Annotated in this window: 13 protein-coding genes; 8 read left to right on the top strand and 5 right to left on the bottom strand. The window is 63.2% G+C overall.

Annotated features, from left to right (window positions below; all coding sequences use genetic code 11):
* From KUV86_RS18115 to urtE, 6 genes are all read left to right on the top strand, one after another.
* Positions 1-795, top strand: coding sequence for a 4'-phosphopantetheinyl transferase (locus tag KUV86_RS18115; protein ID WP_222486030.1), 795 nt, complete (start codon positions 1-3; stop codon positions 793-795).
* A gap of 363 nt (positions 796-1,158) precedes the next feature.
* Positions 1,159-2,409, top strand: a complete 1,251-nt coding sequence (gene urtA / locus KUV86_RS18110; RefSeq protein ID WP_224852092.1) for an urea ABC transporter substrate-binding protein — start codon at positions 1,159-1,161, stop codon at positions 2,407-2,409.
* Positions 2,410-2,514: 105 nt separating this feature from the next.
* Complete coding sequence (urtB, locus tag KUV86_RS18105) at positions 2,515-4,158, top strand: urea ABC transporter permease subunit UrtB (RefSeq protein WP_222486027.1); 1,644 nt, start codon at positions 2,515-2,517, stop codon at positions 4,156-4,158.
* Between the two features lie 3 nt (positions 4,159-4,161).
* Positions 4,162-5,304, top strand: a complete 1,143-nt coding sequence (gene urtC / locus KUV86_RS18100; protein ID WP_222486025.1) for an urea ABC transporter permease subunit UrtC — start codon at positions 4,162-4,164, stop codon at positions 5,302-5,304.
* Positions 5,301-6,134: an urea ABC transporter ATP-binding protein UrtD gene (urtD, locus tag KUV86_RS18095; RefSeq protein WP_206944663.1), complete on the top strand. Its 834-nt coding sequence runs from the start codon at positions 5,301-5,303 to the stop codon at positions 6,132-6,134. Before urtC ends, urtD begins: the two co-directional genes overlap by 4 nt.
* A 139-nt stretch (positions 6,135-6,273) precedes the next feature.
* Positions 6,274-6,972, top strand: coding sequence for an urea ABC transporter ATP-binding subunit UrtE (gene urtE, locus KUV86_RS18090; protein WP_206944661.1), 699 nt, complete (start codon positions 6,274-6,276; stop codon positions 6,970-6,972).
* A gap of 65 nt (positions 6,973-7,037) precedes the next feature.
* Here the strand turns inward: urtE and KUV86_RS18085 are convergent, their stop codons facing one another.
* From KUV86_RS18085 to KUV86_RS18065, 5 genes are read right to left on the bottom strand one after another with little or no spacing between them, the layout of a single operon-like run.
* Positions 7,038-8,387, bottom strand: a complete 1,350-nt coding sequence (locus tag KUV86_RS18085; RefSeq protein ID WP_222486023.1) for a sensor histidine kinase — start codon at positions 8,385-8,387, stop codon at positions 7,038-7,040.
* Positions 8,365-9,057 (bottom strand): response regulator transcription factor, encoded by a 693-nt coding sequence (locus KUV86_RS18080; protein WP_222486021.1) that lies wholly within the window; start codon positions 9,055-9,057, stop codon positions 8,365-8,367. The genes KUV86_RS18085 and KUV86_RS18080 overlap by 23 nt, the downstream gene beginning before the upstream one ends.
* Positions 9,051-12,203: an efflux RND transporter permease subunit gene (locus tag KUV86_RS18075; RefSeq protein ID WP_222486019.1), complete on the bottom strand. Its 3,153-nt coding sequence runs from the start codon at positions 12,201-12,203 to the stop codon at positions 9,051-9,053. Before KUV86_RS18075 ends, KUV86_RS18080 begins: the two co-directional genes overlap by 7 nt.
* Positions 12,196-13,422 (bottom strand): efflux RND transporter periplasmic adaptor subunit, encoded by a 1,227-nt coding sequence (locus KUV86_RS18070; protein ID WP_222486017.1) that lies wholly within the window; start codon positions 13,420-13,422, stop codon positions 12,196-12,198. The genes KUV86_RS18075 and KUV86_RS18070 overlap by 8 nt, the downstream gene beginning before the upstream one ends.
* Positions 13,419-14,780, bottom strand: a complete 1,362-nt coding sequence (locus KUV86_RS18065) for a TolC family protein (protein WP_222486015.1) — start codon at positions 14,778-14,780, stop codon at positions 13,419-13,421. The genes KUV86_RS18070 and KUV86_RS18065 overlap by 4 nt, the downstream gene beginning before the upstream one ends.
* Before the next feature lie 437 nt (positions 14,781-15,217).
* Here KUV86_RS18065 and KUV86_RS18060 point away from each other — a divergent pair, with 437 nt between their 5' ends.
* Both KUV86_RS18060 and ureA read left to right on the top strand, forming a co-directional pair.
* Positions 15,218-16,153 carry an urease accessory protein UreD gene (locus KUV86_RS18060; RefSeq protein WP_206944649.1) on the top strand — a complete coding sequence of 312 codons (936 nt, stop codon included), beginning with the start codon at positions 15,218-15,220 and terminating at the stop codon, positions 16,151-16,153.
* Between the two features lie 57 nt (positions 16,154-16,210).
* A complete protein-coding gene (gene ureA / locus KUV86_RS18055) occupies positions 16,211-16,513 on the top strand; it encodes an urease subunit gamma (protein ID WP_206944647.1) in 303 nt (100 codons plus the stop codon).
* The last annotated feature ends 83 nt before the right edge of the window (positions 16,514-16,596 follow it).

Below are 16,596 nucleotides of genomic sequence, written 5' to 3'. Positions count from 1 at the left end.
ATGAGCTTCATCTCGATCGGCGGGGCTGGCACTCCGCTCACGGGCGATCGACAGGCCTACGGCCAGCCCTTCCAGCTGAGGGCACTGCACCGGCCTGGGCTCGCTATCGCTGGCTTCTGGCTCGCTAGCAGTGGGGCGGTGCAAATGTCGTGGGCGCGCAGCAAGGAGCCTGTGCGACAGGCGCTGGCCAGGGTGCCGTTGCCGTCCGAATTGGAGGGCGCTGTAGCGAAACGGCGCGATGAGTACCGGGCCGGGCGACTCTGCGCGGTCTATGCGCTTGGTCTGTTGGGCATCGACAGCGGGGTGCCGGGCAGGGGGGCTGACCGTCTTCCGCGGTGGCCCCCTGGCGTGCTTGGCAGCATCTCTCACTGCAGCGATCTGGCGTTATCCGCCGTGGCACCCTCTGATTTATATGCAGGGGTGGGCATTGACGTGGAGCAGTGTCTGGACGCTGATGAGGCCGATAGCGTGGCAGAGGTGGTCGCGAGTGGTGCTGAACTCCTGCACCTTCCAGGGTGGCTATCGAGGTCTATGGCGGTGACGCTTCTTTTCAGTGCAAAGGAGGCGATCTACAAGGCCATCTTTCCTGATCTAAAGCGCTACGTGGACTTTGCGGAGGTCTGTCTGCATCGTGCGCTGCCTGGCCTTCTTGTCTTTCGTCCGTCGTGCGCATGGCAATCTGCTGGACCAGCCCACGGGAGGGCGCCTTGTCACGAGCATATCGAGTGGCCTGTGGCCTTCCATATTGAAGCGGGGAAGGTCATCACCCTGTGCCTGCTCGGGGGTGAGTCGTAAGGCGGCTCTTAGCGGGATGGCGCGGAACGTCTTGAAGAACGTTACTAAGGCTTTGGGATGGCAGACGTCAACGTCTGCTTTTGGTGCAAGTCGGCTAGGGTGGCTGCACCAAGAGGGTGCCTTTGCCAGTCCGAAGAGAACCGGGAGATAACACCGGGGCCCGTGAAAACATAAGTGGCATGGAACTTGCTTTGTCAGAGTGAGGCGACGATCGCGCACCGCGACCTGTCGCCACGACTCCGATAACGACAACGTCACCCTGGAGAATTTCCCATGTCCTTAGCTTCGGCCTCTGCTGTGCTCAATCCTGCCCGCCGTTCCTTGGCGCTTTCTGCCTTTGCGCTGTCAGCACTGTCTGTGGCGATGGCGGCTCCCGCCGTTGCCGACGAGGACCCGATCAAGGTCGGCATCCTGCATTCCCTGTCCGGCACCATGGCGATCAGCGAGTCGACGCTTAAGGACACCATGCTGATGCTGATCGAGCAGCAGAATGAAGCGGGGGGATTGCTGGGTCGCGAGCTGGAGCCGGTGGTGGTTGACCCGGCATCCAACTGGCCGCTGTTTGCCGAGAAAGCGCGTGAGCTGTTGGCCCAGGATGAGGTCGACGTGATCTTCGGCAACTGGACCTCGGTCTCTCGCAAGTCCGTGTTGCCGGTGGTGGAAGAGCTTAATGGGCTGCTGTTCTACCCGGTTCAGTATGAGGGGGAAGAGTCCTCCGAGAACGTCTTCTACACCGGCGCTGCACCGAATCAGCAGGCCATTCCGGCCGTCGACTACCTGATGAACGATGTCGGCGTGGAGCGCTGGGTGCTGGCGGGTACCGACTACGTCTATCCGCGCACCACCAACAAGATCCTCGAGGCCTACCTGAAGTCCCAGGGGGTGGCCGACGAGGACATCATGGTCAACTACACCCCTTTCGGTCACTCGGATTGGCAGAACATCGTCTCCGAGATCAAGCAGTTTGGCGGAGCGGGCAAGAAAACCGCCGTGGTCTCCACGATCAACGGCGACGCCAATGTTCCCTTCTATCGTGAGCTGGCCAATCAGGGCGTTGATGCCGCTGATATTCCAGTCGTCGCCTTCTCCGTAGGTGAGCAGGAGCTGTCCGGCCTGGATACGGCTCCCTTGGTAGGCCACCTGGCAGCCTGGAACTACTTCATGAGCGTCGACGAAGACGCCAACTACGACTTTATCGACGCCTGGTACGACTACACAGGGGACGACAACGCCGTGACCAACGACCCCATGGAAGCTCACTACATTGGCTTCAACATGTGGACAGAAGCGGTGCGCAAGGCCGGTACCACCGAGGTGGACGCCGTCAAGGAAGCCATTATTGGGGTGTCGGTGCCCAACCTCACCGGTGGTTACGCCACCATGATGCCCAACCACCACATCACCAAGCCCGTGCTGATCGGTGAAATCCAGGACAACGGCCAATTCTCGGTCGTGTGGGAAACGCCCTCCACCGTCGCTGGGGATGCCTGGTCAGACTACCTGGAAGGCTCCCGCGATCTGATCAGCGACTGGCGTGCACCGCTCGAGTGCGGCAACTACAACGTGGTGCAGGGTAGCTGCGGCGGCGGCGCCGACGTTGCTGCCACGGAGTGACATTCGCTACCAAAAACACGGCCGGGGCGCCATGACGTCCCGGCCAGGACCACGCCCATCATGATGCCCTTGACGATCTGACAAGGGCGCTCACGGAATTCCGCTATGAACACAACAGCATGGCGATACTGGTTGAAGGCGCTGCTGCTGGTCAGCCTGGTCGCTCTTGGGCCATGTGCTCTTGGACAGGACAACGCCGCAGCGCAGGACACCAGTGCAACTCTAGAGGAAGACGCTGGTCGCGAGCTGCTGCAGGCACTCGCTGAGGCCAACTTTCGCGAAAAGGAGGCAGCTATCGATGCCATTGCCGCGAGTGGTGACACGCGCGCACGCGGATGGCTCGAGAGTTTCGCCGAGGGCAAGCTGGCCCAGGTCAAGGACAGCGGCGACATTGTCGTGATTCTGGCCAACCGAGGCCGGCAATGGCCGGTGGCAGACGCCCTCACCATGGAAGAGGCGGGGGAGGTGTCGCGGCGCGAGCTTGACCGGGTCGCCATCAACAATCGTCTGCGTGGCCACCTGGACAGCACCCTGGCCCTGCTGGATCTGCGCGTCGATGATCCCGCACAGCGGCTGATTGCAGCGAAAGCGCTGCTGGGGGACGTCGATACCGAGGTGGTGGAGTCCCTGTCGGAACTTGCCCAGAACGAGAGTGACCCGGAGGTGGCGGCGGCCCTGACCCAGGCGATTGCCATCCACCGACTGGAGCAGGGCGACAGCGCCGCTGTCGCGGACCTCGCCGGCAGCCTGAATGGACAGGTCAGGGCGGCATTGATGCAGGCCAGCCGCAGCGAAGACGCCATGGTGGCCGACGCGGCGTCCGCAGCGCTGGCTGACATTGAGCAGTCGCTGAAGCTCAATCGCGCCGCAGAGACGCTGTACTTCGGCCTGTCGCTGGGCTCGGTGCTGGTGCTGGCGGCGATCGGTCTGGCCATCACCTTCGGCGTGATGGGTGTGATAAACATGGCTCACGGCGAACTGATCATGCTGGGAGCCTATACCACCTGGGCGATGCAGCAGCTGTTGCCGGGGCAGCCGGGGCTGGCGCTGCTGCTGGCGATTCCGGCGGGCTTCCTGGTGGCGGCGCTGGTGGGCGTGGCCATCGAGCGGGGCGTCATCCAGTTTCTGAAGGGGCGGCCGCTGGAAACCCTGCTGGCCACCTTTGGTGTCAGCCTGATCTTGCAGCAGCTGGTACGTACGCTGATTTCTCCCCTGAATCGTACCGTGGTGACACCGGAGTGGATGAGCGGCTCGCTGGTCATCAACGATGCGCTGTCGCTGACCCTCAACCGGCTGTACGTGCTCGGGTTTGCGGTGCTGGTCTTTGCCGCGCTGATGCTGGTCATGCGCAGGACGCGATTGGGCCTGGAGGTGAGAGCTGTCACCCAGAATCGTGCCATGGCGCGTTCCATGGGGATTCGGGCGACCCGTGTCGATATCTTGACGTTTGCGTTGGGCTCCGGCGTGGCAGGCCTTGCTGGCGTGGCGCTGTCCCAGCTGACCAACGTGGGTCCCAACCTGGGTCAGAACTACATCATCGATTCCTTCATGGTGGTGGTGTTCGGCGGCGTCGGCAATCTGTGGGGCACCCTGGTGGCGGGGCTCTCGCTTGGCGTCATCAATCAGGTGCTGGAACCCTGGGCCGGGGCGGTGCTGGCCAAGATCCTGGTGCTGGTGTTCATCATTCTGTTCATTCAAAAGCGCCCAAGGGGACTCTTTCCCCAGAAGGGCCGCGCGGCGGAGGGCTGAGCGATGCCATCATCCCGACTGTGGCTGGCTCGTCCCTTTGGCGAGCGGTCGACGCTGATCTTCCTGGCGGTGCTCGGTGCCACCATGGCGCTGGTGGTGGCAGCGAACCTGCTGCTGGCCCCGGAGCATCCGTTACACGTCTCTACTTATACCGTTACCTTGCTCGGCAAGTATCTCTGTTATGCCTTGCTGGCGGTCGCTGTGGACCTGGTCTGGGGGTATCTAGGCATTCTCAGCCTTGGCCACGGTGCTTTCTTCGCCCTGGGCGGTTACGCCATGGGCATGTACCTGATGCGCCAGATCGGCGACCGTGGCGTCTACGGCGATCCGTTGCTGCCGGATTTCATGGTGTTTCTCGACTGGGACAGCCTGCCCTGGTACTGGCATGGCTTCGACATGGCCGGTTTTGCCTTTCTGATGGTGTTGCTGGCGCCGGGCCTGCTGGCGCTGGTGTTCGGCTTCCTGGCGTTTCGTTCACGGGTCACCGGAGTTTACCTGTCGATCATCACCCAGGCGCTGACCTTTGCGCTGATGCTGGCGTTCTTCCGCAACGAGATGGGCTTTGGCGGCAATAACGGCCTGACCGACTTCAAGGAGCTGCTGGGCTTCGACTTGTCCGCCGACAGCACGCGCCTGGGCTTGTTTATCGCCTCAGGCGTAGCCCTGGCAATAGGGTTTCTGTTGTGCCGAGCCATTGTCGTGAGCAAGCTTGGCCGCGTCTGCGTGGCAGTACGTGACGCTGAGTCGCGCACTCGCTTTCTCGGCTACCGGGTAGAGCGCTACCAGCTGTTCGTGTTCGTCGTCTCGGCGATGCTGGCCGGGGTCGCTGGCGCCCTGTATGTGCCCCAGGTAGGGATCATCAATCCCAGCGAATTCTCCCCGCTGTTTTCCATCGAGGTCGTGGTGTGGGTGGCCCTAGGGGGGCGGGCGACCCTGTATGGCGCGGTCATAGGCGCGCTGGCGGTGAACTATGCCAAGAGCGTGTTCACCGGGATCATGCCCGAGGCCTGGCTGTTTGCCCTGGGGGCGCTGTTCGTGCTGGTCACCGTGCTGCTGCCTCAGGGTATCGCCGGGCTATTGTCTCGTCGCCGTCAGCACGATGATGCACCTAACAACATGGCGGTAAAACAGGAGGCGACCCCATGAGTTTTCTGCATGGTCTGGCCGATCGCGATCGTGTCTTCGACTTTCTGGTGCCGCAGGCGTCCCCGGTCGATGTCCGCCATGGCCCCATCCTCTATCTGGAGGATGTCTCCGTCAGTTTTGATGGCTTCAAGGCCATCAATGATCTCAACCTGACCATCGACGACGGCGAACTACGCTGCATCATCGGCCCCAACGGTGCCGGCAAGACCACCATGATGGACATCATCACCGGCAAGACCCGCCCTGATACGGGCAGCGTCTGGTTTGGCAGTCGTCATAACCTGCTGACCAAGAACGAGCCGGAGATCGCACGCCTGGGTATTGGAAGGAAATTCCAGAAACCCACGGTGTTCGAGGCGCTCAGTGTGTTCGAGAACCTGGAGCTTGCCATGGCCACCGACAAGAGTCTGTGGCCCACCCTGGTCGCTCGACGGAATGCTGACCTGCGCAATCGTATCGAAGAGGTCATGGAAACCGTCGGCCTGTCAGCCTTGAGCCGTCGCCAGGCAGGCATCCTGTCCCACGGTCAGAAGCAGTGGCTCGAGATCGGCATGTTGTTGATGCAGCGCCCGCGGTTGCTGCTGGTGGACGAACCCGTTGCCGGTATGACCGAACAGGAAATGGAGCGTACTGCCGAGCTCTTGAAGGGACTGGCCGGCAAGCATTCCGTGGTGGTGGTTGAGCACGATATGGGCTTTGTCAGGTCCATCGCACGCACCGTCACGGTGCTGCATCAAGGCTCCGTGCTGGCGGAAGGCAGCATGGACAAGGTGGCCAGCGACCCCAGGGTGGTCGAGGTCTATCTGGGTGGCGATGAGGAGGCTGCATGATGGGACTGGAACGCTTTCCACTGGATCCCGGTGTACGAAGTGCCTATGTCGTCGCATGGGATCGCGTCAGGGGAGCCCGCATGAAAAGACGGCGATATCCGCGCTGGCTCGCTGCGCTGGCACAGCGGAGGGCCCGCCAATGCTGAACATTCGTGGGCTCAACCAGTTCTATGGCGAAAGCCATACGCTGTGGGACCTGGATCTGCAGGTGCCCAAAGCGGCCTGCACCTGCGTGCTGGGGCGCAATGGTGTCGGCAAGACGACGTTGATGAAAGCCATCATGGGCGAAGTGCCGATCCGTGGAGGCGCGCTGGAATACGCGGATGGCGTGGCTCTGGAGCGCCGTCGGCTGGAAGATCGCTCCCGCCTTGGCATCGGTTACGTGCCTCAGGGACGCCAGATTTTTCCACTGCTGACGGTGGAAGAGAACCTGCGTACCGGTCTGGCAGCGCGCGGGGACGGCCTGCGCCAGGTACCCGAGCGCATCTACGAGCTGTTTCCCGTGCTCAAGGAAATGCGCCAGCGTCGTGGCGGGGATCTTTCGGGCGGCCAGCAGCAGCAGCTGGCCATCGGGCGTGCGTTGGTACTCGAGCCTAAACTACTGATCCTCGATGAGCCGGGGGAGGGCATCCAGCCGAACATCGTCGCCCAGATTGGCGAGGTCATTCGCCGTCTGATCGCCGATGATGGGCTGACCGTACTGCTGGTGGAGCAGAAGCTCCCCTTTGCTCGCCGTTTTGCAGATCGTTTTGCCATCCTTGATCGTGGCCGGCGCGTAGCGGAGGGCGACATAGCAGCATTGAGTGATGACGTGGTGAAGCGCTACCTGACCGTCTAGGGCGAAAGTGGCGCTCGACAGCTCGCACCACCAGCCTTGCTCGGGCTCGAGTGAAGCGGGAGCCTTTAGCCGTGTGGCTCGGCGGCATCGACCAGGGTGAGCTGGACGTAGTGTCCTCCTGGCACCGGCCGGTTGTGATAGTGCCAGCCGAGCCGCTCGGTGAGCTGAGCTGTCAGCTCCAGGCCAAGGCCGAAGCCCAGGTCGTCGACAGTATCTGGGTAGCCTGCGGGGGCATCGTTGTCGGCATCTTGGCTATCACCGCTACCGTCTTCCTGCCCGTTGGCGCGCTGCAGGTTGTCGATAAAGATCGTCTTACCCTGCTGACGCAGGGTGACGTCACCCGCCCAGGTGTGCTGGAAGGCGTTGCGGATGAGATTGCCAAGGACCATGCGTAGCGCCACCTCGGACTGTTCCAGGGTGGCCGGGCTTGTGGTCACGCTGAGGGCGACGTCCTTGTCGCGTAGCAGGTAGCGGTGTTCTTCGACGATGTCCTGTACCAGCCGGTCCAGTGCGATGGGACGGGTGGGCAGATCGATGGGCTCGTCGCGGCTTAGCCACAGGAGGGTTTCCGTCAGATGCTTCATGTTCAGGCTGGCGCGATCCAGGCGATCGATGATCGACGCCAGCACGGATCGGGCCGCAGGCGCCTGCTCCGGCGGTAGCGAGCGGATCAGTTCGATGCCGCTTCGCATCACACTGATCGGCGTGCGCAATTCATGGCTTGAGTGTCGCAGGAAGCGATGTTCCCGTTCGAGACTGTCTTGCTGGGAGGACAGGCTGTCGCGTACCAGCGAGGCCAGTTCGTTCAGCTCGGGGTAGCGGAAGTCCGGCAGAGGGTCCTGCAGGTTGGCGCTTTCCAGATCACGCGCCCACCGGCCCAGGCGCGTCACCGGCTTGCTTAGCTGACGCAGCAGTAGCCAGATCGCCAGTGCCAGGGCGACGGCGGTACTGAGGCTGATAAGCAGAAGGCTCGTGAGGTTGTCACGGATTGTGCGGTGAACCAGGCTCGACATCTGCTGGCGTGTCAGAGTGTGGCTGACAAACAGCGTCCCCTCGGCGGTGGGAAAGCGCATGGCGAAGACCAGCCTGCCGCGGCGACCATTCGGCTTCGTCTCACGCGACGTCACCAGGCGCGTCTCCTGCTGCGGCGGCTGTGGCAACAAGCTGCGGATCTGCCTGGGCTGTTGCTGCCAGGTCGAGGTGACGGTGAAGGCGCCCAGGTCGGGTTCTGCCGTGCCTCCGGCCCGCTGGCGAATGTGCTGATGCACCGCCTGTTCCATGGCCCCCACCATGGTGCTGTCCATCCCCAGCTTGAAGTAGTGGGCCGCCAGCAGCGAGTAGCCTCCCACCAGCAGCGCACCCAAGGTGAGCAGGATCGCCGCGAGCTGTCGCTTAAGGCGTATCTGACGGATCATCCCGTGCCTCCCTCAGGGCGAACCCGCGTCCGGGGATCGTGTGTATCAGCGGCGGATCGAAGTCTCGATCCACGGCCTTGCGCAGATGGTGCATATGTACCTTGAGGCTATTGCTGTCGGGGGGTTCCTCGCCCCACACCGCCTCCTCCAGAGCGCGGCGGCTGACGACCGCGGGCGATGCGCGCAGCAGGGGTTCCAGCAGTCGCCAGCCGGTAGGTGACAGGTGCAGCGGCTGACCGTCTCTAAGCACCGTCAGGGAGACCAGATCCATCACCAGGCCAGCGTAGTGCAGCCGCTTGATCTGCCCGCTGCGTCGCTGGCCCAGGGCGCGAATGCGCAGCGCCAACTCCTTCAGTTCGAACGGCTTGACCAGGTAGTCATCGGCGCCCGCCTCGAAGCCATCGACCTTGTCGTCGAGGCGGTCGCGGGCGGTCAACATCAGGATGCTGGTGTCATCGCCCGCGTGGCGAACCTCGCGGCAGACGCTCAGGCCATCCAGTCGCGGCAGATTGAGATCCAGCAGGATGACGTCATAGCGATTGTCGCGGATGAGCGTGAGCCCGCGCTGGCCATTGCTGGCGTGATCGCACCGGATCTGCTGGATCTCCAGGTATTGCACGATGGTCATGGCCAGATCCAGGTCATCTTCCACCAGCAGCACGTTCAGCATGGGGTTTCGGCCTCGTCTTCACCGGGCGTGCGTCGCCTCCAGCGTGTGAGCCATTGCTCGAGGCTGGTCTGCAGGCTCAGCAGCACCGGTATCAGGATTAGCGTGATCAGGGTGGCGAACAGGATACCGTATGCCAGCGACACTGCGGCCGGAATCAGAAACTGGGCCTGATGGGACGTTTCTCCCAGGAGGGGATAGAGCCCGGCAAAGGTGGTGGCCGAGGTCAGCACGACGGCACGCATGCGACTGGTGGCGGAGGCGACGATGGCGTCCGGGATGGCCAGGCCTTCGTCTCGCAGCTCGTTGAAACGGGACACCAGCAAAAGGCTGTCGTTTACCACCACGCCGGATAGGGCAATGATGCCATTGAGGGACAGGATGCCGAGGGACAGGTCATTGAGCCAGTGACCGAGCAGCGCCCCGACCACGCCGAAGGGGATCGCGGTCATGATCAGCAGAGGCTGAACGTAGGACTTCAGGGGGACCGCCAGCAGCATGTAGATCAGCAGTATGGCGAAGGCAAAGACCGTGACCATCGAGGACTGGGTTTCCTGCTGCTGCTCGGCCTCGCCAGCGAAGTGGATGTCGACGCCGGGGTAGGCGCTGCGGATATCCGGGACGACCTCCTGCTCGAGCAGGGTCACCAGTTCGGTGGCCGAGATCAGCTCCTTGTCCACGTCGCCGGAAATATAGATGGCCCGCTGGTTATCGATCCGGGTGATGGTGTCGCGGGTGTAGCCGAGACTCGCTGTAGCGACGCTGGATAGCGGCAGCACGGTACCATCCGGTGCACGTACCCGCGACGACAGCACGTCGACCAGCGACTGGCGCTCGCTCTCGGGAAAGCGCACCTTCACCTCTATCTCGTCGTTGCCGCGCTGATAGCGCTGCACCACCTGACCATTGAAGCCCTGCATGACCTGTTCGGCCAGCTCGTCGGTGGTCATGCCAAGCGCGCGCCCCTGGGCGGTGAGGTCGAGCTGAAGCTGAGGTTGGCCCGGGCGGAGGTTGTCTTCCAGGCCGCTGACGGCATCAATGGCTTCAAGACGCGCGAGGAACTCGTCGCCGGCCGCGCTCAGCAGGTTATCGTCGCTGGCGCGAAGCTCGACGCGCAGCGCAGAGAAGTCACTGCGCCGGCTCTGAATACTCAGCGTGCGGGTGCCTTCCGGGAGCCCGGCAAGGGCCGTCCACTGGCGTGCGAACTGGTCAAGGTCGTAGGGCGAATCATCGGCAAGCTTGACCGTGACGGTCCCTGACTGGTCATCACTCGAGGTGATCTGCAGGTGCTCGATGGCGCTGACGCCTTTGCCCTGGCGCAGCGTGGCGTCGGCCTCGATGGCACTGTCCTGCAGGCGGTCCAGCGCCCGGTGGGTCAAGCCGTAGCTCGCATCGTTTTCCAGCGTGATGTTGGCGCGCGCCGTATCGCCTGCAATATCGGGGAAGAAACTCATGCGAATGCTGCCGTTGAACGGCATGGCCAGGACCAGGATCAACAGCGCCGTGAACAGCACTGTGACGCTGGTTCGATGCACCAGAGCGAGCTTGACCAGCGGACGATAGACGGCCTGGGTGAAGCGTTCCATCGCGCCAGAGGCGGCGTCCTGTAGCCGCCCCCACAGCCGGCCAAGACGATGACGGGAAGTCGAGGAGCGGGTATTCAGGTGCGCCAGGTGGGCCGGCAGAATCAGCTTCGACTCGATGATCGACAGCACCAGACACAGGCCGACCACGGCGGCGAATTGGGCGTAGAGCTTGCCTAGCCTGCCCTCTATCTGCGAGAGCGCAAAGAAGGCCACCACCGTGGTAAACACGCCAAACAGGGTGGGCACCGCGACGCGCAGGGTGCCACGAATGGTGTTGTCCAGGGTGTCACCATGGGCGCGGCGCTCGGCGTAGACGCTTTCGCCCACGACCACGGCATCATCGACCACGATGCCCAGCGCCATGATGAAGCCAAAGGTGGTGAATTCGTTGAGGGTAAGCCCAAGCAAGGGCTCGCCCATGAAGTAGAGCGTACCGCAGAACACAAAGGGGAGGCCCATGGCCACCCACAGCGCGACCCTCAGGTTGAGAAACAGCGCCAGCAGGGTAAACACCAGCAGAATGCCGTACAGCGCATTGTCGATCAGCAGAGCCAGGCGTTCGTTGATCGAGGTGCTGCGATCGTACCAGGTGGCCAGCTGCACGTTTTGGGGCAGAAGCCCATCGTCACGCCACTGCTGAATCACGTCGCGGGCGCCAATGACCGAGTCTGAAATGTCATCGGTGCCGGTGGTGACGATCTGTAACGCGATGCTGTCCTCGCCATCAAAGCGCGACAGGCTGGAGGTGGTGTCGTCGAAGGTGTCGCGGATCCTGGCCACGTCACCGAGACGGATCTGATCGCCCTGGGTGGTGGTGATCAGTGGAATGGCGGCGAACTCATCCTTGAGGTAGGCCTGGCGCGACGCCTTGAGCTGCAGGTAGAGATCGGCGTTGTGCAATACGGCGCTGGAGGTGCTGGTCGAGCTCGCATTGACCGCTTCCTCCACGTCGGTGAGCGAAAGGCCGTAGGCTTCCAGGCGACCCTCGTCGATCTCGATGGCCATCATTGGATCGAGCCAGCCACTGATCGAGACACGACTGACGTCCTGATGGGCCAGCAGGTCTGCCTTGAGGTCGTCGGCCAACTGCTGCAGGGTGGCGCGGTCAGCGTCGCCATAGAGCTGAATCCACAGCGAGTGCTCCTCGCGCTCAGCCTTGCTGATGACCGGATTGTCAGCGTCGGCCGGAAAGTTGGAGATGGCGTCCACCTGGGTCTTGACGTCTCTGAGCAGGGTATCCAGGTCGTAGTCGGAGGTCTTCTCCACGGTCACGGTGGTGCCACTGGTGGTGGAGGTGCTGACGATCGAATCGATACCGATGACCCCTTCCAGCGCATCCTCGATCTTGATCGCGAGTCCTTCTTCTGACTGCCTTGCCGAGCCACTGTCGTAGCTGACCGAGATGCTTAGGCTGTCGGGTTCTGTGCTCGGGAAGGCCTCCTTCTGGAGGGTGCCAAGGGCGCTGACGCCCAGCGCGATCACCAGCAACATCAAGAGATTGGCAGCGACCGGGTTGCGGGCAAACCAGGCGATCACGCCTTGGCGATGGCTCGTGTCAGACATCCTGACGGGCCTCCACGGTGGTCACCAGCATGCCCTGGACGTAGCTGCTCAGGGGTTGCACGACCACCCGGGTCGGCTGATCAGCGATCGCCTCGGGCGGTCTTACGTATATCGTGGCACCGTCGCTGAAGACGGCCTCGGTCGAGACGCTGGCCAGAGCGTCATCGTCGGTGACGTACCAGAGCTGTCCGGACTGGCCGAGGGCGGTGGCGGGGAGATGCCACAACCCATCGAGCGTACGTCCGCTGAGGCTCGCCTCGAGGAAAGTGCCGGGCAGCAGGGCGGGGGTCTGGTCGAACGGGGCCTGAACCGCGATCACCAGAGAGCGCTGGCGGCTGGTGGCGTCCAGGTGGTGATGCGCCCGGATGACCTGGCCGGTCCATTGCTCTCCGCTCTCGATATCGGTCAGCGTGACGGGCCAGTCACCCGCGGCAAGCGTGGCCGAGTCCGGTAGTTGCGCCCATTCCGCGGCGGACAGACTCACGGTGATCTCGATGCGGTCGGTGCTGACCAGGGTGGCGATCTCGGTGCCAGACTGCACGAAACTGCCCGGGGCGATGTGGCGATCGGTGATCAGGGCATCGAAGGGGGCGGTGATGCGGGTCTGGTCGAGGTCCTGGCGAGCGGCGGCCAGCGACGCCTTGGCCTCATCGACCGCCGCCTGCGCGGCGGCGAGCTGGGGGGCGCGAAGTACCAGCGGCGAGTCAGGCTCGCCCGTGAGCCCCGACGAGCGCCACTCGATTCTGGACTGTTCTCCCTGGCGTTGTTCCTCCAGCAGGCTCACCTCGGCAGTGGCCAGCGTCGATTGGGCGACGGCCAGGGCCTCCTGGTAACCACTGTCCTCCAGGGTGGCCAGCAATTCGCCTTTTCCGATACGAAGACCTCCCTCGAAGTTGTCGGCAATGCCGTCGACGCGCCCGGACACCTCGGCGCTCAGAGTCAGCTCGAAATGCGCACTGGCTTCTCCGTAGGCGTTGATGTGGGCAGCGTGGGCCGCGGTCTCTGCAGTGACCACCGTCACCTCGGTGCGCTGGGGGGCCTGCTGGTGGTCTTGCTGACCTGCCTGCACCTGGCCTGAATCGACTTCCGGCTGGCCACCAGGCCTGGGTGGCGAGTGCTGGCCTCGTGCCTGACCTGGCGTGACGACATGAACCACCACCGCCGCCAGTACCGCGAGGGCCAGACTCAGGGGCAGCGCTTTTCTCCAGCGACGTGTCATGGGTTTACTCCCAGTCCGAGTGCCAGGCCTAGATCGATACGATTGGCCAGGCGCTGATAGTTGAGGTCATCGAGTTGCGCCTCGAGGTCGTAGGTCTGCTGTTGCACCGAGAGCAGGTCGAGGATGTCGACCAGCCCCGAGCGGTAGCTCGACTGGTACTGGGCCAGGGTAGATTGCTGGCGATCCAGGGCATTGGCGATGTGCTGCTGTTGCAGGGCGAGCGAGCGCTCGAGCCCGAGGGCATCTTCCACCTCGCCAACCGCCTCGAGCAGGGTCTCGCGGTACGCCTGGTAGGCCTGCGCGGTCTCCAGTTCGGCTTCGTCGGCGGCTGCGCGAAGCTCGCCTCCCTGGAACAGCGGAGCCGTCAGTTGACCCAGCAGCGACCACACCGGATCGGTCAGCAGCGCCTGGGATGGCGAGTCGGCCACGTCCTCGATGGCGGCCTGCAGGCTGATGCTTGGCAGCAGGTCCTTGTAGGCGGCGTGGGTGCGATAGTCGGCCGCCTGAACGGCGTGGTAGGCCGCGATCAGGTCAGGTCGGCGACGCAGCGACTGACTTGGCAGCTCTGCCAGCGGTGTCAGTACCGCGGGATAGTCGTCGGCCACCGCCTCGCCGCTATCGGGAATCTCGCCCAGCAGGGTCTGCAGTGCACGCTGCTGCTGCGCCAGGCTCTCTTGATACTCCACCAGGCTGGCACGGGCACTGGCCGTGGAGCTTCGCGCGCTGTCCAGGTCCTCGAGGTTGCCGAGCCCGCTGCGATAGCGCTCAAGGATCAGGGACTCGTTGCTTTCAAGGGTGGACAGGCGCTGCTGCTGGATGGTGATGGCATGACGCTGCGCGATCAGCGCAAGCCAGCTGGTCATCACGTCGGCCGCCAAGGTGTCCCGGGCGGCCTGATACAGGGCCGCCTGTTGTGCGACGTCCTGATCGGCGGCGGCGGTGCGATCGGCAATCTTCTGCCACAGATCGGCTTCCCAACTGACCGTGACTGAGCCGCTGTAGGTGCTGGCACTGTCTTCGCTGTCACTGGCGCTGAAGCCGGCTTCGACCTCGGGCAGGCGGTCAGCACCGGTCTGGCGCAGCTGTGTCTGGCGGATACGCAGCGTCAACAGGGTCTGTTGCAGGCCGGGGTTGGCCTGCAGCGCCTTTTCAACGAGCTGATCGAGCGCATCGGACGCGATCAGGTCGTTGAGTGAGCCGACATCGCTACCGCCGACAGCTGCCGACCAGTCCGGTACCTGGGCGATCAAGGCGTTGGTCTTGTCAGGGTAGGAGGTTGGCTCGTCGATCATGGAGCAGCCAGCCAGCGTCAACAGCAGGACGCCCGCCAGTAAGCCAGGGAAAGGGGCCCGAACCATGAGAATGGGTCTCCTGGGTTCTCAAAGGCGCGCAGCATAGCCAAGCGGGGGGTTAAGGCAGGGTTAACGGCAGTAGCAAGCGGCGTGACAGGAAGGCGATGGAAGGACGGTGAAGGGGAGATAGAAGAAGGGCGGCAGGAAGGGCGGGGGAGGTCTCAGGCAGACAAGTGACCACGCTGCACAGTCCTGGCGACGAGGTCCACAGCAATAGCGACATGCGCACCAAAATGATGCTGGATGCGATTGGCGGTGCACCGAGTTGGTGCCTTAGATAGCTAAGGGGGCTTCGTGGCGCACTTTCGGTGCACTATATATCGTTGATAATAAAGTAAAAAACAGGATTTAAAGGTGAGGTGGTACGACCATTGCACCGTCATCGGGCAGTATTGTGTGGCGTGGCCAGACGGCGTCACCACGAACCATCGTCCGGGAGAGCCATGAGCGCGCAGACAATACAGGATGTGACCGATCGGCACGGCCATCGCTTTGACGCGGGACGGCGCTGGGAGGCGAGGCTGTCACTGGGCTTTCGCCATGATGGTGCAGCGACTCGATTGCACCGAGTGGACCACCGTGGCCCCTTGAGGGTGCAGCGGCCCTTTTACCCCGAAGGACGCGACGGCACCTGCCACGTCTACCTGTTGCATCCACCGGGCGGGCTGGTCAGCGGTGATGCGCTGGACATTCAAGCACGGGTGGCAAGGGGTGCCAGCGCACTACTCACGACCCCTGCCGCTAACAAGCTGTATCGGGCGGACAGCAACGAGGTGAGCTGGTCCCAGCGCACCCGGCTGGTGGTCGAGCCCGGCGCCAGCCTCGAGTGGTTGCCTCAGGAAACCATTGCCTTCGATGGCTCTCGTGGGCGCCAATCTACCGAGATCGAGTTGCACGGGGACGCGCGCTGCCTGGGTTGGGAGGTGCTCGCCCTGGGCCGGCCTGCCAGTGACCTGCCGTTTGCCAGCGGCTACCTGGAACAGAGCTTCAGGTTAGCCCGAGATGGCCAGCCGCTGTGGATCGAGCGTCAGCCGCTTGATCCGCTTCACCGCCGCTTCAGCGGCGCCTGGGGCCAGCGTGGCTGCAGCGTTCAGGCCACCCTTTGGGCCGTAGGCTTGGACGATGGCGCGGCAGCGGTGGAGGTGCTGCGTGAACAGCTGGCGGGCCGACGGGGACGCACCGACGATGTCGTCGATCTGTCTTCACCCTCGATGATGCAACAGCCATGGGCGGTCACTCTGCGTGACGGTGTATTGCTGCTGCGCTATCTCGGGCACTCGCGGCATGAAGCTTGGACGCTGTGTGAGGCTGCCTGGAAACTGCTAAGACCGATGTTGCTGGAGCGCACGGCCTGTCCGCCGCGCATCTGGTTCACCTGACTCCACGCCGACCGTCGTCTAGCGAGCGTCGTGTCGTCTGACCTTGAGGAAGTAACGATGGAGCTGACACCGAGAGACAAGGACAAGCTGCTGCTGTTTACCGCGGGGTTAGTAGCAGAACGGCGAAGGGCCAAGGGCCTGAAGCTCAACTATCCCGAGGCGGTCGCGTTGATCAGCTGCGAGATCATGGAGGGGGCCCGTGAGGGTCGCAGCGTCGCCGAGATGATGAGCTACGGCAAACAGATCCTGGGCCGTGACGATGTCATGGAGGGCGTTGCCGACATGGTCGACGAAGTTCAGGTCGAAGCCACCTTTCCTGACGGCACGAAGCTGGTGACCGTCCATCATCCGATTACCTGAACGGATGCCTGCTCAGTGTCGTCTGCCGCAGCGGCTTGCAGCAGCGACATGGGAGTAGACCGTTGCCAACGGACCATCAGAGG

Source organism: Halomonas sp. DP8Y7-3 (genome assembly GCF_019801675.1).
Classification (GTDB): domain Bacteria; phylum Pseudomonadota; class Gammaproteobacteria; order Pseudomonadales; family Halomonadaceae; genus Halomonas; species Halomonas litopenaei_A.
Note: the sequence above shows the minus strand (reverse complement) of the source record. Positions and strands in the feature narration are given on the sequence as shown.